This is a genomic window from Pseudomonas putida (assembly GCF_001636055.1).
Taxonomy (GTDB): Bacteria; Pseudomonadota; Gammaproteobacteria; order Pseudomonadales; family Pseudomonadaceae; genus Aquipseudomonas; species Aquipseudomonas machongensis.
Map to the genome: position 1 here is coordinate 2476356 of NZ_CP011789.1, position 17514 is coordinate 2493869.

Consider the following 17514-nt stretch of genomic DNA (forward strand, 5'->3'; position numbering starts at 1 on the left):
CGGTCAACGTGGCTTTCGCGGACGCCTCTGCGAAAAGCCACCTTGGCCCCAAAATCTGCTAAATCCACACCCTACTCAAGCGTCTCCCAAGCGATGACTTCCCGACACACATCCGGTTACAGGGACGTGGCGGGCATTCCTACTTGCTTGCGAGGGTTCGCCGATGTCTACCGCTTCCAGCCTTGCCCAGGCACTGCCGGCTGTTGCGCCGGAATCTCTGTACCAGTTCGAGGATTCAGCCTTGCTGCTGCGCCAGCAGCAACAGGAGTCCAATGCCCGCAGCTACCCACGTCGCATTCCGCTGGCGCTCAAGCGCGCCCGGGGCATCCATGTCGAGGACGTCGAAGGCCGTCAGTTCATCGACTGCCTGGCCGGTGCCGGCACCCTGGCGCTGGGGCACAATCACCCGGTTGTGGTCGAAGCGATCCAGCGCGTGCTGGCCGATGAGCTGCCGCTGCACACCCTCGACCTGACCACGCCGGTCAAGGATCGATTCGTTCAGGACCTGTTTGCGGTACTGCCCGAGGCATTGCGTCGCGAGGCGAAGATCCAGTTCTGCGGGCCGACTGGCACCGATGCGGTGGAAGCTGCGTTGAAGCTGGTGCGTACCGCCACCGGGCGCAGCACGGTGCTGGCTTTCCAGGGGGCGTACCACGGGATGACCCAGGGCGCCCTGAGCCTGATGGGCAGCCTGGGGCCGAAAAAGCCCCTGGGTGCACTGCTCAACAGCGGCGTGCAGTTCATGCCCTATCCCTATGACTACCGCTGCCCGTTCGGTTTGGGCGGCGAGGCGGGGGTGCGTGCCAACCTGCATTACCTGGAAAACCTGCTGCTCGACCCTGAGGCCGGGGTACAGCTGCCGGCGGCGGTGATTCTTGAGGTGGTGCAGGGCGAGGGCGGTGTGATTCCGGCCGATATCGAGTGGCTGCGCGGTGTGCGCCGTATCACCGAGCAGGCTGGGGTGGCGCTGATCGTCGACGAGATCCAGAGCGGCTTCGCCCGCACCGGGCGTATGTTCGCCTTCGAGCATGCGGGCATCGTGCCAGACGTGGTGACCCTGTCCAAAGCCATTGGCGGCAGCCTGCCGCTGGCGGTAGTGGTCTACCGTGACTGGCTCGACACCTGGGCGCCTGGGGCTCACGCCGGGACCTTCCGTGGCAACCAGATGGCCATGGCCGCAGGGTCGGCGGTGATCAATTACCTGGTGGAGCATCGCCTGGACGAACACGCCGCCGCCATGGGCCAGCGCCTGCGCGGCCATCTGCAGCACCTGCAGCGTGACTACCCGCACCTGGGCGATATTCGCGGTCGAGGCTTGATGCTGGGGGTCGAGTTGATCGATCCGGACGGTGCGCTGGATGCCCTCGGCCACCCGGCGGCCTCACGCAGCCTGGCACCGAAGGTTCAGCGCGAGTGCCTCAAGCGCGGCCTGATTCTCGAACTGGGCGGCCGGCATGGCGCTGTAGTGCGTTTCCTGCCGCCGCTGATCATCAGCGCCGAGCAGATCGACGAAGTGGCCGACCGCTTCGCCCGTGCCGTCCAGGCTGCAGTGGCCGGCGACTGATCCAGGCCTGCGGGGGCTGTGCACTACAGCCCCCGCTTTTTTATGCTGCGCTGGCGTTACGCGCCGCGGCTTTTGGTTGCAGCAGGGCGAACAGGTCCTTCGGGTTCTCGAGCTCGGGCACCAGGGCAATGTCGTGGCCGATATCCAGCGCCTTGGCCACATCCAGCACATAGCGCAGCGCCGAGTAGTCCTCCAGGGCAAAGCCCACCGAATCGAACAGGGTCACCTGCGCGGCGTTCTCGCGACCGGCAGCGATCCCTTCGACCACCTGCCAGAATTCTGTGATCGGCGAGTCCGCCGGCATCTGCTGGATTTCACCCTCGATGCGGCTCTGCGGTTCGTACTCGACGATCACCCGTGCGCGCTCGACGATCTCGCGGTGCAGTTCGGTCTTGCCCGGGCAGTCGCCGCCCACGGCGTTGAGGTGCATGCCCGGTTCGATCATTTCGGGGGTGAGAATGGTGGCATAGGCCTTGTCGGCAGTGACCGTGGTGACGATGTCGGCACCGCGTACCGCGTCGGCCAAGGATGCTGCGATGATCAGCTTGAGCTTGGGGTAGCCGGCCAGGTTGGCCGCGAGTTTCTGCGAGGCGGCGCGGTCGATGTCGAACAGGCGGATCTCTTCGATGCCCAGCAGGGTGTGGAAGGCGATGGCCTGGAACTCGCTTTGCGAACCGTTGCCGATCAGCGCCATGCTTCGGCTGTCCTTGCGTGCCAGGTAGCCTGCGGCCAGGGCCGAGGTGGCGGCGGTGCGAATAGCGGTGGTCAGGGTCATTTCGCTGAGCAGGACAGGGGCGCCGGTGTCGACATCGCCCAGCGCACCGAACGCCATCACGGTCAGCAGCCCGTTGTGGGTGTTCTTCGGGTGGCCGTTGACGTACTTGAAGGCGTACAGGTTGGCGTCGGACACCGGCATCAGTTCGATCACGCCATCGGGCGAGTGGTTGGCCAGGCGCGGGCACTTTTCGAAGTCGTGCCAGCGCAGGTAGTCGTCACGAATGTATTCGGCCATCTCGGCCAGGCAGGTGGGCAGGCCCTTGCGGTTGACCAGGCGGGCGAGGTCTTGCACGTCGATATAGCGAGTCATGGAGTGCTCCTTTGGGGGCTCAGTGGCGCGAGGGAAGGTGGACTTCGGCGAGCATGCAGCGTGCGCTGCCCCCGCCAATGCGTTCGATGTGGTCGATATCGACCACCAGCGGATGACTGTGGCGCTCGACCTGGCGGCGTTGGCCAGCGTCCAGCGAGCGCCAGGCGTTGCGCGACATCACCAGCAGCGAGCGGCCGCTGCGGTCGTGCACTTCGAGCATGTTGCCGGCGAAGCCCTCCAACTGGTCGAAACCCAAAGCCAGCACCTCCTTGCCGGTGTCGCGCAGCGAGTGTTCGAGGGTGCGGCGTTCGTCGGCGTGGGGCAGGGCGTCAAGGCAGGCCACAGCCAGGGTGCGGCCGACATTCATCATCACGTTGCTGTGGTAGATCGGTGCCTGCTGGCGATCGAGGGCGTGGAACAGGCACAGGCGGTAGCCGAGGCGTTCGGCGAACTGGCGCAGCGCCTGTTCGTGGGTGCGGCCGGAATGGCAGGCGTAGCTGATACGGTGCTCGCGATCCAGAACCATGCTGCCAGTGCCTTCGAGGAACAGATTCTGCTGTTCCAGTGGGCTCAGGTCGATGGTGCGTTCGATGGCGAAGCGTTCCTCGATCACCTGAAGCACACCCTTTTCGCGCTCCAGGCGACGGTTGTGACCTTCCATCGGGTAGAGCACCAGGCTGCCATCGGCATGGCTGCTCCACCAGTTGTTGGGGAAGATCGAATCGGGTGTGTGCGGTTCGGGCGTGTCCTGCACCACCAACACCTCGACGCCGTGCTGGCGCAGGGTCTGCACATAGCCGTCGAACTCTTCGAGGGCTTTGCTGCTGGCGGCGTCAGGGTCCAGCGGTGCGCTCTGGAAGTGGTTGGTCAGGGCGGTGTCGGGGTTGAAGGCGAACCGCGCCGGGCGAATCATGAGGACGGTATTTGTTGTTTGCATTGGGCACGCATCCACAGGTGGCTGTGTGTCCATTTTCCGGTGCGGAAGTAGGAAAAGCCTGCTGAACGGCAGGTGACGGGCAGCGGCTCCAGCTGAAATGGTGGGCGTTGCAGCGGAATCGGCTGCGGTGCCCCGGCGCAGGCTGGCTCAGCCTGCGGCCGTCGAGCGCAGCCGCTTGTACAGTGTCGTACGGCTGATCCCCAGCGCCCGCGCCACTGAGGAAAGATTACCGTTGGCTTCGCGCAGCAGCGTATCGAGGTCTTGCCCGGTGTCGGCCCGTTCGGGTGCAGGCAGGGGGGCCGAAGCTTCCACCAGGAACGCCGCTGGCAGGTGCTCTTCGCTGATGGCATCAGGCCCCGCCAACGCCAGGGCAACCTGCATCACGGTCACCAGCTCGCGCAGGTTTCCCGGCCAGGGGTGCTGCTCGAACAGCGCCAGCATCCGTGGCGACAAGCGTTGTACCTGTCCGGGTTCGCGGTAACGTGCATGCACCTGCTCGATCAGCGCCCGCCGATCGCTGCGCTCGCGCAACGGGGGCAGTACCAGTGCCAGCCCGGCGATGCGGTAGTAGAGGTCCTGGCGAAATCGCCCGGCGCGGACTTCGGCAGCCAGGTCGAGGTTGCTCGCCGAGACCACGCGAATGTCCACCGCCACCGGCTCACCACTGCCCAGCGGCTGGATGCAGCGCGACTGCAGCACACGCAACAGTCGGGCCTGGGTTGGAAGGGGCATGTCGCCAATTTCGTCGAGAAACAGGATGCCGCCGTCAGCCTTGCGGATCAGCCCGGTGTTGCCTTTGTGGTGGGCACCGGTGAAAGCGCCTTTCTCGTAGCCGAACAGTTCCGACTCCACCAGTTCTGCCGGGATCGCTGCGCAGTTCACCGCGATCAGCGGCCGGCCGACACGGCTGCTGGCCTGATGCAGGGTATTGACGAAGACCTCCTTGCCGACGCCCGTCTCGCCCTGAATCAGCACCGGAATATCCTTCTCCAGCAGCAGGCCGGCCTGGGCCAGCGCCTTGCTCACGCGCGGGTCGCTGCTTGGCGGTGTGCTGCGCATGGGTTGATGCGGTGCGCGCCACTGGCAGTGGAAACGGTGGCGACCGGCGACTTGCAGGGCGAAGGCGCTCTCCTGCGGGTGGGCGAGGATCTGTTTGAGCGAGGTCTGGAACAGCTGTTCGAGCGTGCATTGCCGCGGATCCTGGCCCAGCAGGCTGTCTGCGCGATGATTGGCTGCCAGCACCCGGCCACGTTTGTCGAACAGCAGCAAGCCGGCCCAGGGGCTGTCTAGGTTGTCGGGTGCGGTATTGAACACCAGTTGCCCGTGCCGGTCGCCGTGGGCGGCGAGGATCAGGCGGTTCTCCAGGCTCTGGCCCATCATGCGCACCAGGCCGAGGGTCTGGGCGACGGGCAGGTAGCCATCGCTGGAGACATCCAGTACGCCCACCAGGCGGCGCTCGGCATCGAACAGGGGCGCGGCGGCACTGGCCATGTAGCGGTTCTGGCGCAGGAAATGTTCGTCCTGGCCGACATGGATGGCCTCACCGCAGGCCAATGCCGTGCCCAGCGCGTTGGTGCCGACGCCGCGCTCCTGCCAGTGTGCACCCGGTGTGAAACCATGCTGCTGGCGCGGTTCGACGAAGCGCCGCGTGCCCCAGGCGTCGAGCAGGCAGCCTCCGGCGTCGGCGAGCATCACCAGATAGCTGGAATTGCCCAGCAGGTGCGTGTACTGCGGCAGCACGGCGTCGCGGGTCAGTTGCAGCAGGGCCTGGCGGTGCTCGAGCAGTTCGCTCAGTTGCGCGCCAGTCAGGCAGTCGAAATCCGGCGCGCTGTGCGGTTGCAGGCCGTATTCGCGGCAGCGGGCCCAGGAGGCCTGGATCAGGTGGGCGTGGGTCGGGGTATCAGCGGCCATGGGCCTGTCCCTGTGTGATTGTTGTTGTCGACGACCGCCCTTGAGTGTCGTTCACAACTGTTCATTGTCAATGCCGTGGTTGTTCAACTGTCCAGCGAAACTGTTCATTTGTGTTCGCAGGCGAACAGGGCGCTGCTGCGTGGAGCCGGTGCCAGAGCGTTCGGCGGTTTCTGGCACAGTTCTGGCTCCGTTCGGCGGACAACAATCACAAGAAGGCTACGCCATGACCCTGGTGCTGGAGCAGGTCAGCCGCCACGTCGATAACCAGGCCTGGATCGCCGAGGCCAGTCTGCGTTTCGAGCCGGGCTCGTTCAATGTGTTGCTTGGCCGTACCTTGTCTGGCAAGACCAGCCTGATGCGCCTGATGGCCGGCCTGGATCGGCCGGACAGCGGGCGGGTGCTGATGGACGGCGAGGACGTTACCGGGCGCCCGGTGCGTGAACGCAATGTGTCGATGGTCTATCAGCAGTTCATCAATTACCCCACCCTCAGCGTGTTCGAGAACATCGCCTCACCGCTGCGCCAGGCGCGCCTGCCAGAGGCGCAGATTCGCCAGCGGGTGCGCCAGACCGCCGAGATGTTGCGTATCGAAGCCTACCTGCAGCGCTTGCCGCTGGAGCTCTCCGGTGGCCAGCAGCAGCGCACGGCAATGGCTCGCGCGCTGGTCAAGGACGCTTCGCTGATCCTCTTCGACGAGCCGCTGGTCAACCTCGACTACAAGCTGCGTGAAGGGCTGCGCCAGGAGCTGCGCGCGCTGTTCGCCGAACGCAACTGCATCGCCGTGTACGCCACCACCGAGCCGAACGAAGCCTTGGCCCTGGGTGGCACCACCACCATCCTCCACGAAGGCCGGCTGCTGCAGAGCGGCCCGACCGCCGAGGTCTACCACAAGCCTTGCAACGTGCTGGCTGCCGAGCTGTTCTCGGAGCCGCCGATCAACCTGGTCAGCGGGCGGGTCGCGGGCAACGAGGTGAGCCTGGCCGGCGCCGTGCACTTCGCCCGTACCGACGATCTGCGCGCCCTGGCCGATGGCGACTACCGCTTCGGTGTGCGCCCCAGCCACATCACCCTGGTGCCCTCCCATGACGACGACCTCGAGCTGACCGTGCTGGTCGAGCTGGCTGAAATCAGCGGCTCGGAGACCTTCCTGCATGTGCGCAACGAGCACTGGCGGATGATCTTGCACCTGCCGGGGGTGCATGAGTATCAGGTGGACACCCAGGTCCCGGTGTTCATCCCCACCCACAAGCTGTTCGTCTTCGACAGCACCGGTCAACTGGTACAGGCCCCCGGCCTGCGTCAGGGGAGGCGCCGCTGATGGCCGAGATCCGCTTGCATCGCCTGGCCCACAGCTACAGCCGCCAGCCCTCCGGCGCTGGCGACTATGCCTTGCACGAACTCGAGCATGTCTGGGAGCAGGGCGGGGCCTACGCCTTGCTCGGACCGTCCGGCTGCGGCAAGTCGACCTTGCTCAACATCATTTCCGGCCTGCTCAGTCCGTCCCAGGGCGAGGTTCAGTTCGACGGTCAACCGGTCAATGCGCTGTCGCCGCAGCAGCGCAACATTGCCCAGGTGTTCCAGTTCCCGGTGGTGTACGACACCATGAGCGTATTCGACAACCTGGCCTTCCCCCTGCGTAACCAGGGCCTGGATGAGCAGCGGGTGAGGGCGCGCGTCGAAGAGATCGCCGAGGTGCTCGACCTGGGGGCGGTGCTGAAGAAAAAGGCGCGCAACCTGAGCGCCGACGAAAAGCAGAAGGTTTCGATGGGCCGCGGCCTGGTGCGCGACGATGTGTCGGCGATCCTTTTCGACGAGCCGCTGACGGTGATCGACCCGCACTTGAAGTGGAAGCTGCGGCGCAAGCTCAAGCAGATTCACGAGCAGTTCAACATCACCATGATCTATGTCACCCACGATCAACTGGAGGCATCGACCTTCGCTGACAAGATCGCGGTGATGCACGGTGGGCGCATTGTCCAGTTCGGCACCCCGCGCGAATTGTTCGAGCGCCCGCGCCATACCTTCGTGGGCTACTTCATTGGCAGCCCCGGGATGAATCTGATCGAAGTGCATGCCGAAGCCGATGGCGTGAGTTTCGGCGGTCTGCACCTGCCATTGCCGGATGGCCTGCGCGAGCGCCTCGCCGAGCAACCGCGCGAGCGCTTGCAGGTAGGGATTCGCCCGGAGTTCGTGCAGGTCTGGGACCGTCCGATCGATGATGCCTTCGAGGCCCAGGTCCTGGATATAGAAGACTTGGGCACCTACCGCATCCTCACCCTGGAGCTGGGTGGCGTCACCCTCAAGGCTCGCATGGGTGAGGACCGTCCCCTGCCTGAAGGGCGCGCGTGGGTCAGCCTGCCAGCGCAATGGCTGATGCTCTATGTCGATGACCTGCTGCTGGAGGCCACGCCATGAACAAGGTGCCGAACAACAAGGCCTGGTGGCTGGTGCTGCCGGTGTTCCTGCTGGTGGCCTTCAGCGCCGTGGTGCCGATGATGACGGTGGTCAATTACTCGGTGCAGGACATCTTCGACGCCTCCAACCGCTATTTCGTTGGCGCCGACTGGTACCGCCAGGTGTTGCGCGACCCCGCGCTGCACGATGCACTGCTGCGTCAGTTCATCTATTCGGGCTGCGTGCTGCTGATCGAGATCCCGCTGGGCATCGCCATTGCCCTGACCATGCCGACCAAGAGGCGCATGGCCTCGGTGTGCCTGATCATCATGGCCATTCCGCTGCTCATCCCGTGGAACGTGGTCGGCACCATCTGGCAGATCTTCGGCCGCGCCGATATCGGGCTGCTTGGCGCCACCCTGGCCAAGCTTGGGGTCAGCTACAACTATGCAGGCGATCCGCTGGATGCCTGGGTCACCGTGCTGGTGATGGATGTCTGGCACTGGACCTCACTGGTGGCACTGCTGTGCTACTCGGGGTTGCGTGCCATTCCCGACGTGTATTACCAGGCTGCACGTATCGACCGCGCCTCGGGTTGGGCGGTGTTTCGCCATATCCAGCTGCCGAAGCTCAAGAGCGTGCTGCTGATTGCGGTGATGCTGCGCTTCATGGACAGCTTCATGATCTATACCGAGCCTTTCGTGCTCACCGGTGGCGGGCCGGGCAACGCCACCACGTTCCTCAGCCAGACCCTCACGCGCATGGCGGTAGGACAGTTCGACCTGGGGCCGGCGGCGGCGTTCTCGCTGGTGTACTTCCTGATCATCCTGCTGGTGTCGTGGCTGTTCTATACCGCCATGACCCACGCCGACAAGGATTAGGCCATGACCTTGCGCAAAGCGGTGCCGCTGCTGCTGTACTTCTTCTTCCTGCTGGTGCCGATCTACTGGCTGTTGAACATGTCGTTCAAGAGCAACACCGAGATCCTGGGCGGGCTGACCCTGTGGCCGCAGGCGTTCACCTTTGACAACTATCGGGTCATTTTCACCGACCCGAGCTGGTACAGCGGCTACCTCAACTCGCTGTACTACGTGTGCCTGAACACGGTGATCTCACTGGCGGTGGCCTTGCCGGCCGCGTATGCCTTCTCGCGCTATCGCTTTCTCGGTGATCGCCATTTGTTCTTCTGGCTGCTGACCAACCGCATGGCGCCACCGGCGGTGTTCCTGCTGCCGTTCTTCCAGCTGTATTCATCCATCGGCCTGTTCGACACCCACATTGCCGTGGCCCTGGCCCACTGCTTGTTCAACGTGCCACTGGCGGTATGGATCCTGGAGGGTTTCATGTCGGGGGTGCCGAAAGAGATCGATGAAACCGCCTACATCGATGGTTACAGCTTCCCGCGCTTCTTCGTGAAGATCTTCATACCGCTGATTGGCTCCGGGATCGGCGTGACGGCCTTCTTCTGCTTCATGTTCTCGTGGGTCGAGCTGCTGCTGGCGCGCACCCTGACATCGGTGAGCGCCAAGCCGATCGCGGCGGTGATGACCCGCACCGTGTCGGCCTCGGGTATCGACTGGGGGGTATTGGCTGCGGCCGGGGTGCTGACCATCCTGCCTGGCATGCTGGTGATCTGGTTTGTCCGCAACCATGTGGCCAAGGGCTTTGCCCTGGGTCGGGTATAGGAGGGCGCAACGATGGAGTGGATGGCCTGGACCTTGCCCACGGCGCTGTTCTTTGTCGCCGTCGGTGTGCTGCTGTCGTGCATGACAGTGTTCGAGCTGCGTCGTCCCTGCGTGGAGCGGCGCGGTTTCCTGCCGCTCGTCACCAGCCGTGGCGATCGGTTGTTCATCGGCCTGCTGGCCAGTGCCTACCTGCACCTTGCGGTGATCGGCGCCAGCGACTGGCCGCTGTGGGTGGCCTCGCTGCTGTCGCTGGCCTGGCTCGTGGTGGTGCTGCGCTGGGGTTAGCCCGGGGCGGCGGATCATTTCAATCGGGAGATCACAATGTTCGATAACGACAACAAGCGGCGACATTTGACTCTGGCCGCGGCGCTGCTGCTCGGCGGCCTGCAGGGCACGGCGTGGGCCGATCAGTACGAGGACGCGGCGAAAAAATGGATCGGCAGCGAGTTCAAGCCCTCCACCTTGAGTGCCGAGCAGCAGATGGCGGAACTCAAGTGGTTCATCAAGGCCGCCGAGCCGTTTCGTGGGATGAAGATCAACGTGGTGTCGGAAACCCTCACCACCCATGAGTATGAATCCAAGGTCCTGGCCAAGGCATTCAGCGAGATCACCGGCATCCAGCTCACCCACGACCTGTTGCAGGAAGGCGATGTGGTGGAGAAGCTGCAGACGCAGATGCAGTCGGACAAGAACATCTACGACGGCTGGGTCAACGATTCCGACCTGATCGGCACGCACTTTCGCTATGGCAAGGTGCAGTCGATCACTGACCTGATGGCCAACGAAGGCAAGGACTACACCTCGCCTACGCTCGACCTGAAAGACTTTATCGGCATTTCCTTCACCACCGCGCCAGACGGCAAGGTCTACCAGTTGCCTGACCAGCAGTTTGCGAACCTTTACTGGTTCCGCGCCGACTGGTTCGAACGCCCTGACCTGAAGGCCAAGTTCAAGGAAAAGTACGGCTACGAGCTGGGCGTGCCAGTGAACTGGTCGGCCTATGAAGACATTGCCAAGTTCTTCACCGAGGACGTCAAGGAGATCGATGGCAAGCGCGTCTACGGCCATATGGACTACGGCAAGAAAGACCCCTCGCTCGGCTGGCGTTTCACCGACGCCTGGTTCTCCATGGCCGGCGGCGGCGACAAAGGCCTGCCCAATGGCTTGCCGGTGGACGAGTGGGGCATTCGCGTTGAGGACTGCCACCCCGTTGGCTCCAGCGTCACCCGCGGTGGCGACACCAACGGCCCGGCAGCGGTGTTCGCGACGCAGAAGTACGTGGACTGGATGCGCGCCTATGCGCCGAAGGAAGCGCAGGGCATGACCTTCTCCGAGTCAGGCCCGGTGCCGGCCCAGGGCAATATCGCCCAGCAGATCTTCTGGTACACCGCCTTCACCGCCGACATGGTCAAGCCCGGGCTGCCGGTGGTCAACGCCGATGGCACGCCGAAGTGGCGCATGGCGCCGTCGCCGAAGGGGCCGTATTGGGAGGAGGGCATGAAATTGGGTTACCAGGACACCGGTTCCTGGACCTTCTTCAAGTCCACCCCGGAAAAGCAGCGTCTCGCGGCATGGCTGTACGCGCAGTTCGTGACCTCGAAAACCGTGTCGCTGAAGAAGACCATCGTCGGTCTGACGCCGATTCGCGAGTCAGACATCAACTCCCAGGCCATGACCGAGATGGCGCCCAAGCTGGGTGGGCTGGTGGAGTTCTACCGCAGCCCGGCACGGGTGCAGTGGACCCCGACCGGCACCAACGTGCCTGACTATCCGCGCCTGGCGCAGCTGTGGTGGAGTCATATCGCCGAGGTGGCCAGTGGCGAGAAGACCCCGCAGGAGGCCCTCGACGGCCTGGCCCGTGACCAGGACCGCATGATGGAGCGGCTGCAGCGTTCCAATGCCCAGGCCACCTGTGCGCCCAAGCTCAACCCAGAGCGCGATGCGCAGTACTGGTTCGACCAGCCAGGTGCGCCGAAACCGAAGCTGGCCAACGAAAAGCCCAAGGGCGAGACGGTCAGCTACAACGAGCTGCTCAAGTCGTGGGAGGAGGCGCGCAAGTGATCAGTTGCCGAGCGTACTGACCTCCACGCGGGCAGCCCTGCGCTCCCGCGATAGCGTTGGTAGATTCACCGTCTAATGAAAAACGGCACCCTTGGGGTGCCGTTTTTCATTGCTGTGTGCCGAGAACGATTACTTGTGCAGCTCTTCAGCCGCATACAAGGTGTTCTCCAGCAGGCACGCACGGGTCATGGGCCCGACGCCACCTGGAACCGGCGTGATCCAGCCGGCGCGGGGCAGGGCAGTCTCGTAGACCACATCGCCCACCAGCTTGCCGTCTTCCTGGCGGTTGATGCCCACGTCGATGACGATGGCGCCTTCCTTGACCCACTCACCCTTGACCAGGCCCGGTTTGCCGGCCGCTACCACCAGCAGGTCGGCGCGGCCGACGTGGCCGGCCAGGTCCTTGGTGAAGCGGTGGCAGACGGTGACGGTGCAACCGGCCAGCAGCAGTTCCATGGCCATCGGGCGACCGACGATGTTGGAGGCGCCGACGATCACCGCGTTCATGCCGTACAGGTCTTGCCCGGTGCTTTCCAGCAGGGTGATGATGCCCTTCGGGGTGCATGGGCGCAGCAGCGGGATGCGCTGGGCCAGGCGACCGATGTTGTAGGGGTGGAAACCATCGACGTCCTTGTCCGGACGGATGCGCTCGAGCAGCAGCGAAGCGTCCAGATGCGCTGGCAGCGGCAGTTGCAGCAGGATGCCATCGACGGCCGGGTCGTCGTTGAGACGGTCGATCAGCTCGGTCAGGGCTTGCTGCGTGGTGTCGCTGGGCAGGTCGAACGCCTGGGAGATGAAGCCGACTTCCTCACAGTCCTTGCGCTTGTGCGAAACATAGACTTGGGAGGCCGGGTCGGTGCCGACCAGGATCACCGCCAGGCCTGGCGTGCGCAGGCCTTGCTGGCGGCGCTCGGCGACACGTTGGGCGATCTGCTTGCGCAGGTTGGCGGCGATCGCCTTGCCATCTATAAGGTGTGCAGTCATAGACGCGTGATTAACCATCGAGAAGGGAACAATAAAGAGGGCGCATTCTCGCACGAGCCGGGCCGAGGGCAAAGGCGCGTGGTCGGGCAAATCCCCTAACCCCTTAAATAATTTAAATTTTTTTGAAAAAAGTGTTGACGACCTTTCGGCTCGTCTATAACATTCGTCGCACTTGTCGGGCACAACCTAGCACTGGTTAGCAAAGTCAGGCAGAATGAGCGGATTTGTTAGCTCGTTCGGTAAGGCTGAAAATTGATTTGCAATCGTAATGGAAAGCAGATTGAATATGCGCCCGTAGCTCAGCTGGATAGAGCATCCGCCTTCTAAGCGGATGGTCGCAGGTTCGAGTCCTGCCGGGTGCGCCATAAGGCAGCTTAGGCAAGCAAGTAGGTAACGTAACACCGCAATATGGTGGGCGTAGCTCAGTTGGTAGAGCGCTGGATTGTGATTCCAGTTGTCGTGGGTTCGATTCCCATCGTCCACCCCATATTCTTCGAAGGCGCCTTGATTGTATAATCAGGCGCCTTTGTTTTAAGCGCATCACGCGGACGTGGTGAAATTGGTAGACACACTGGATTTAGGTTCCAGCGGCGCAAGCTGTAAGAGTTCGAGTCTCTTCGTCCGCACCACTTTTATAAATCAAGGGGTTACGAGCTTTAGAAGTGCTCCCCCTTGCCACGCTGGACTTTCAGCGTGAACAGAACGTGAGCTCGGTCGTTCACGGGCCTGGTCCAGCACCCGGACTGCATCCCTCACCCTGGCTGGCGCCAGGTGTGCGTAGCGCTCCGTCATCATGACGGTTGAATGACCCAGCAGATCCCTGACTTCCGCCAGCGCAACGCCGGCACTGATCAAGTGAGCAGCACAAGTGTGCCGCAGATCATGAATAGTGAAGTCCTCAATCCCCGCCGTTGCACATGCTTTGTTGAAACCCGTTCGCAGGCACATAACCCGCTCTCCATTACCGCGAGCGAACACCCATGGCGTCGCGGGGCAGGGGTCGGCCCTGAATGCCATCATCTGCTTGAGCGCATTCACCGCGCCATCGTTCAGCGGAATACTGCGCCGCTTTCCTGCTTTGGAGTGCACGCCTTCCAGGTAGATTGTAGGGCATTCGGTTTCCTCCGACATGCCGCCCGCGGCGCTAATACTAGCAGCGGCGGCTTCGTCGATCATCTGCTTGAGTTTTTCGGCATGATCCCTGACCCCGCGCTTCATCCAGCGCACAGTAGGGATTCGGCCTTCAAGCGCCATCCGGTAAGCCGTGGCGCGGCTGACGCAAAGCAGGCTCGCGGTCTGCTCGACGGATATCAGGGACAGGTGGTCTCCACGCCGCCGGTGGCGGCAAGTTGATGGTCAGGCGAGCAGCACGTCGCGCACTACTTCCCAGAGTTGGGCGGCTGGCCGCTGGAAACGGTCGAAGTCCATGTCCGGCGCGATGCCGTAGCGGCAGGTGGAGTGGGCGCCGGCCTGGCCTTCGCAGAGCTTCTTCATCACGGTGGCCACGCAAACGTCGTCTCCAGGTTTGGTTCGGTGATAGCTGTAGCCTACGGTCATGTACTGATCGCCTGCGCAGATCAGATCTACCCCTTGAGGTCCATGTGCGCGCGACCATCCGGCGTCCACGGGCTACCGCCTCCGACCTGGCGCTTTCCTTCATGCAGGTACAGCACGAACTCTCCGTTATCATCTTCCCGCGGCTTGTATCGATGATGGAGGTACTGCGCAATGCTCTCGCCGGCGCATGTCGCTGGGCTTGACGCCCTGCAGCGCGGCTTCGAGCCGGTGGCGGGTAGATTGCTCGATCATGGCATCGGCTCCTTCGCGCCTGGACTGCTTCGTCCAGCAGGTCGACGGGTGATAACCAAAGCCTCTGCTGCGCCCTGAATGTTGATGCTTATGGGGATACCGTCTCGGTGCCACACAGTCGTTCGGCATTCAGGATCTATCGTGAAGCCCGCGGCTATGGCCCGCCAGTCCAGCGCCGCTCCGCTCAGGTTGGTATCTGCTCTCCGCGCTGGGCGGCGACGCTTACGATGGCCGTGCGTGCGGCCTTACGTCGATCACCTTGGGCGTACCCGCTGTTCACCCAGAATCTCGAATGTCGGAACTCCGGTTTCGAACGGCGATGCGGTTAACAAACGCTCTATGGAGCAGTGCATAGGGTCGGTTATCAGCGCTGGTGCCGGGCCTATCAACCTAGCTTCTAATGTGGTTTATATAGACCCAAATGGTGTTCCTCGAACAGTCCAGGATTTCAGCAATACATCTCCCCTGAGCTTGGTGGGGAAATTTTAGGCTGGAAACGAGGCAGTCTTTACCGAGAGACATGCGAACTGCCCAAAATATTAATGTGTGGGAATTGCTGGCCTAGTTGTGAATAGGCCTGATCCTGATAACTCCGACACGTGGGATTGGAGTTCGGCTGTGCAGGCTGCGGCCGATAGTATTCTATTTGCCGATATTTTCCCGTAAATAAGTCATTGTTTTTTGTATTTCCCGCCAGGTCAGTACCGGCAGGCTTCTGTTGTTTTTCCAGAAAAATGCGGCGTTACTGCAGGAGGAGATGTTGTCGCCCATTCGATAGGCAGGCATAATTATATCATCTCATGAGATTTATGGGGCGCAACACCTGCTACGATGTGGTCATTGATATGAAATTCGCTATTGACTGCAATTCAGTAGTATGGATTAAAGGTCGCTATACTCAGTTCTTTGAATGCATAATTTGGAAGTCGAAATGCGCATGGGTGGTTGGAGATATTGCTTGGTCCGCAGACCCCAGCCAAGGACATTTGGGCGACTCAGAAATATTCTTCGCGGGTGTAATACAATGTGGAGTATTACTGCTATAAGGGCTTGCGGGCAGAATACAATTCTGCATTTAAATGATTGTCTTGTGTGTCAGGTTGAGCCTGGCAATCTTGGCTTGCCTTATTGGCGTGCTATGCCTGAATATACCGTTATATATTGCGGTGCACTCATATATTTGAATGGGGCTGTTTGCAACTCCAGTGGTGCAAGCCCGATATTCCTTTCACAGACTTAGCCAGTTAGCAATCCTGCCAAGATCAAACATGCGAAATGGGTTATTCATCATAAGTCTTCTGTGCCCTTCTAGCGCACAAAGCGATATGACGACTTACTTTCATATTGTGGGCGGTGGGGAGGCCGATATTTGCACTGTTTATGGTGCTGCATCAAGGGCTACGCTCAGGGCTAGGTCAATTCGTGCGGGCTCGGTCATAATAGTCATACCACTTGCAGCCCGTCGAGGGCCGCAAGCGGCACTATTAGCTCAAGGCTCACTGTGTTTGGGAATGTCTGAGCTGATTCACGGAGCGCTTGTTAGGCTTCAAGAACTCCCCAATCGGGAGCTCTACATACTTATAAGTCAGCATGGCCGCCGCCTGGCATATTAATAAATTTAATGCAAGAAGAACTATCAGATTAATGCTGTTTAGCATTCCTGACGTTGATACAATGTACGATATCCAAGGAAGAAGCATCCAGTGGACTATATAAAGGCTGTAAGAAGAGTTCCCTAAAATGTCTAGGATCCTTGGTGTGGATAGATGTTTTTCCAGGCTTATCGCCGACCACACTAGCAGGAATGCAAATGCACCCCATATAAGTGACCTGTGGTAAGCGCCACCAAAACCTGCAAACACGTCCTGTATTTCAGAGGCGATGAAGCTTGGTATTGTTGCAAGAAAAATCACAATCGAAATTTTCTTTCCAAGCAAGATTTCATTTCTAATGATTCGGTAAAGCAGCATCCCAATAAGAAACTCTACCATCATTGGGTTAGCCATTATCATCAATGGCCTAAGTGCTGCGTGGTCACTTGTAATTCCATATTTTGTCATCGAAGCCGCGGCCAAGCTTGACGCAAAAAGAATTAAGGAAAAAGCAAGTATCAGAGAGTCACACTTTCTAATTCCTATTGCCAGCGACAACGCAATCGTAATATAAAATGCAAACTCAAACTGTAGTGTCCATCCTACGTCTAGCACTGGTGCAATAAATGCATGCGAAAACGTCAATGATTGGAGGACTAAGAATATATCTGCTTTGCTGCTATTGTACGCTCGCGAAATTTCCACATCGTTTGAGATTGAGCTGCCATTGATTATCGATGCAACAATAAATACTAGCGCTGTTCCTACAAAGTAAAGAGGCCAAACCCTATATATTCTTTTCTTTATAAATTGACTCCACGACATGGCGGGAGTGTTGGTGTTGGATGTTGATGTGGGGTACAGGATTAGCAGCATTATAAAGCCGCTTATTACAAAAAATATGTCTACTCCAAATCCACCGAGCTTGAGAAGTGAAGGGTTTGCGCCTAACTCAGTTACAGCGAAAAGAGGATAGTGGGCGAATACAACCATTGCCGCAGCTATGAAGCGCAGAAACTGAACATTTCTGATCACTGAAATTTTCCTTTACGTTGAAGGTTTCCTTCTGCCGCGGATCATACAGTGCCTCTAGGTGGTTCGGGAAATTTGTCGGGGCCTGATGGGTGCGCTGCAGCGCGAGAAGGTCATAGTGCTCGGCAGCCAGTGCGACCTTTCCACCGATCCCGAGAAGCACGCGGCCAAGCTGGTGAGCATGGCTTTTGAGTGTCGGCGCCGGAGTCGGGTCGACGACCTGCAACTGTCTGACGTGCTTGAGCTTGCCGAGGCTGCGCGTATGTGGGCGCTGGGATGTGCCGATATGTGAGTGCTTCTATAAAGGAGGGGAAACGGTTGGCAGAACGCCGTAGACGCTGTGTGACATAAATGTGCTACACGCGCGGGATGATGTGACACGTGGCGGGACGATCTGTACAGATCGCTGATGTGCGAGCGCCGTAACCTGTTGATTTAAAATGAATCTATAGTAACCG

15 protein-coding genes and 3 tRNA genes are annotated in these 17514 nt (G+C 60.7%); 11 read left to right on the top strand and 7 right to left on the bottom strand.

The genetic code is table 11. From position 1 onward, the window contains the following. Positions 1–163: 163 nt before the first annotated feature. On the top strand, positions 164–1564 hold the full coding sequence (locus AB688_RS11210) for an aspartate aminotransferase family protein (protein ID WP_063544086.1): 1401 nt from the start codon (positions 164–166) through the stop codon (positions 1562–1564). Positions 1565–1604: 40 nt separating this feature from the next. Here AB688_RS11210 and AB688_RS11215 read toward each other — a convergent pair whose 3' ends face one another. The 3 genes from AB688_RS11215 to AB688_RS11225 form a co-directional block, all read right to left on the bottom strand. Next, a complete protein-coding gene (locus AB688_RS11215; protein WP_063544088.1) occupies positions 1605–2651 on the bottom strand; it encodes an ornithine cyclodeaminase in 1047 nt (348 codons plus the stop codon). 19 nt (positions 2652–2670) lie between these two features. Beyond that, a complete protein-coding gene (gene ctlX / locus AB688_RS11220) occupies positions 2671–3588 on the bottom strand; it encodes a citrulline utilization hydrolase CtlX (RefSeq protein WP_063544090.1) in 918 nt (305 codons plus the stop codon). A 147-nt stretch (positions 3589–3735) separates the two neighbouring features. Beyond that, a complete protein-coding gene (locus tag AB688_RS11225; RefSeq protein WP_063544092.1) occupies positions 3736–5499 on the bottom strand; it encodes a sigma-54-dependent Fis family transcriptional regulator in 1764 nt (587 codons plus the stop codon). Between the two features lie 223 nt (positions 5500–5722). Between AB688_RS11225 and AB688_RS11230 the strand changes: the two genes are divergently transcribed. From AB688_RS11230 to AB688_RS11255, 6 genes are read left to right on the top strand one after another with little or no spacing between them, the layout of a single operon-like run. Beyond that, entirely contained in the window at positions 5723–6817 is a 1095-nt protein-coding gene (locus AB688_RS11230) for an ABC transporter ATP-binding protein (protein WP_054892400.1), read from the top strand. Next, positions 6817–7914: an ABC transporter ATP-binding protein gene (locus AB688_RS11235; protein WP_063544094.1), complete on the top strand. Its 1098-nt coding sequence runs from the start codon at positions 6817–6819 to the stop codon at positions 7912–7914. The genes AB688_RS11230 and AB688_RS11235 overlap by 1 nt, the downstream gene beginning before the upstream one ends. Beyond that, positions 7911–8774, top strand: a complete 864-nt coding sequence (locus tag AB688_RS11240) for a carbohydrate ABC transporter permease (protein ID WP_063544096.1) — start codon at positions 7911–7913, stop codon at positions 8772–8774. Before AB688_RS11235 ends, AB688_RS11240 begins: the two co-directional genes overlap by 4 nt. Positions 8775–8777: 3 nt before the next feature. After that, positions 8778–9578 (top strand): carbohydrate ABC transporter permease, encoded by an 801-nt coding sequence (locus AB688_RS11245; RefSeq protein WP_054892397.1) that lies wholly within the window; start codon positions 8778–8780, stop codon positions 9576–9578. Positions 9579–9590: 12 nt separating this feature from the next. Further along, complete coding sequence (locus AB688_RS11250) at positions 9591–9863, top strand: DUF2160 domain-containing protein (RefSeq protein WP_054892396.1); 273 nt, start codon at positions 9591–9593, stop codon at positions 9861–9863. 36 nt (positions 9864–9899) lie between these two features. Beyond that, positions 9900–11639, top strand: a complete 1740-nt coding sequence (locus AB688_RS11255; RefSeq protein ID WP_054892395.1) for an ABC transporter substrate-binding protein — start codon at positions 9900–9902, stop codon at positions 11637–11639. Positions 11640–11768: 129 nt separating this feature from the next. On the opposite strand, the gene folD is transcribed toward AB688_RS11255, so the two are convergent. Further along, positions 11769–12623: a bifunctional methylenetetrahydrofolate dehydrogenase/methenyltetrahydrofolate cyclohydrolase FolD gene (gene folD / locus AB688_RS11260; protein ID WP_054892394.1), complete on the bottom strand. Its 855-nt coding sequence runs from the start codon at positions 12621–12623 to the stop codon at positions 11769–11771. Between the two features lie 288 nt (positions 12624–12911). Here folD and AB688_RS11265 point away from each other — a divergent pair. From AB688_RS11265 to AB688_RS11275, 3 genes are all read left to right on the top strand, one after another. Beyond that, positions 12912–12988, top strand: a tRNA-Arg gene (locus AB688_RS11265). A 46-nt stretch (positions 12989–13034) separates the two neighbouring features. Then, positions 13035–13110, top strand: a tRNA-His gene (locus AB688_RS11270). Between the two features lie 57 nt (positions 13111–13167). After that, positions 13168–13252 (top strand) — tRNA-Leu (locus tag AB688_RS11275). A gap of 10 nt (positions 13253–13262) precedes the next feature. Here the strand turns inward: AB688_RS11275 and AB688_RS11280 are convergent. The 3 genes from AB688_RS11280 to AB688_RS26250 form a co-directional block, all read right to left on the bottom strand. Then, positions 13263–13877: a site-specific integrase gene (locus AB688_RS11280; protein WP_081255218.1), complete on the bottom strand. Its 615-nt coding sequence runs from the start codon at positions 13875–13877 to the stop codon at positions 13263–13265. A 102-nt stretch (positions 13878–13979) separates the two neighbouring features. Beyond that, complete coding sequence (locus AB688_RS26785) at positions 13980–14180, bottom strand: hypothetical protein (protein ID WP_112897878.1); 201 nt, start codon at positions 14178–14180, stop codon at positions 13980–13982. A 1748-nt stretch (positions 14181–15928) separates the two neighbouring features. Further along, on the bottom strand, positions 15929–17059 hold the full coding sequence (locus AB688_RS26250) for an acyltransferase family protein (protein WP_081255219.1): 1131 nt from the start codon (positions 17057–17059) through the stop codon (positions 15929–15931). A gap of 85 nt (positions 17060–17144) precedes the next feature. Between AB688_RS26250 and AB688_RS11290 the strand changes: the two genes are divergently transcribed. After that, positions 17145–17348 carry a hypothetical protein gene (locus AB688_RS11290; RefSeq protein ID WP_063544100.1) on the top strand — a complete coding sequence of 68 codons (204 nt, stop codon included), beginning with the start codon at positions 17145–17147 and terminating at the stop codon, positions 17346–17348. The last annotated feature ends 166 nt before the right edge of the window (positions 17349–17514 follow it).

Excerpts from the sequence above, each read along its gene's own strand:
- AB688_RS11255 (WP_054892395.1), top strand. The coding sequence starts at position 9,900 with ATGTTCGATAACGACAACAAGCGGCGACATTTGACTCTGGCCGCGGCG.
- AB688_RS11250 (WP_054892396.1), top strand. The coding sequence starts at position 9,591 with ATGGAGTGGATGGCCTGGACCTTGCCCACGGCGCTGTTCTTTGTCGCC.
- ctlX (WP_063544090.1), bottom strand. The coding sequence starts at position 3,588 with ATGCAAACAACAAATACCGTCCTCATGATTCGCCCGGCGCGGTTCGCC.
- AB688_RS11280 (WP_081255218.1), bottom strand. The coding sequence starts at position 13,877 with ATGGCGCTTGAAGGCCGAATCCCTACTGTGCGCTGGATGAAGCGCGGG.
- AB688_RS11210 (WP_063544086.1), top strand. The coding sequence starts at position 164 with ATGTCTACCGCTTCCAGCCTTGCCCAGGCACTGCCGGCTGTTGCGCCG.
- AB688_RS11290 (WP_063544100.1), top strand. The coding sequence starts at position 17,145 with ATGGGTGCGCTGCAGCGCGAGAAGGTCATAGTGCTCGGCAGCCAGTGC.
- AB688_RS11235 (WP_063544094.1), top strand. The coding sequence starts at position 6,817 with ATGGCCGAGATCCGCTTGCATCGCCTGGCCCACAGCTACAGCCGCCAG.
- AB688_RS26785 (WP_112897878.1), bottom strand. The coding sequence starts at position 14,180 with ATGACCGTAGGCTACAGCTATCACCGAACCAAACCTGGAGACGACGTT.
- AB688_RS11230 (WP_054892400.1), top strand. The coding sequence starts at position 5,723 with ATGACCCTGGTGCTGGAGCAGGTCAGCCGCCACGTCGATAACCAGGCC.
- AB688_RS11245 (WP_054892397.1), top strand. The coding sequence starts at position 8,778 with ATGACCTTGCGCAAAGCGGTGCCGCTGCTGCTGTACTTCTTCTTCCTG.
- AB688_RS11225 (WP_063544092.1), bottom strand. The coding sequence starts at position 5,499 with ATGGCCGCTGATACCCCGACCCACGCCCACCTGATCCAGGCCTCCTGG.
- AB688_RS11215 (WP_063544088.1), bottom strand. The coding sequence starts at position 2,651 with ATGACTCGCTATATCGACGTGCAAGACCTCGCCCGCCTGGTCAACCGC.
- AB688_RS11240 (WP_063544096.1), top strand. The coding sequence starts at position 7,911 with ATGAACAAGGTGCCGAACAACAAGGCCTGGTGGCTGGTGCTGCCGGTG.
- folD (WP_054892394.1), bottom strand. The coding sequence starts at position 12,623 with ATGACTGCACACCTTATAGATGGCAAGGCGATCGCCGCCAACCTGCGC.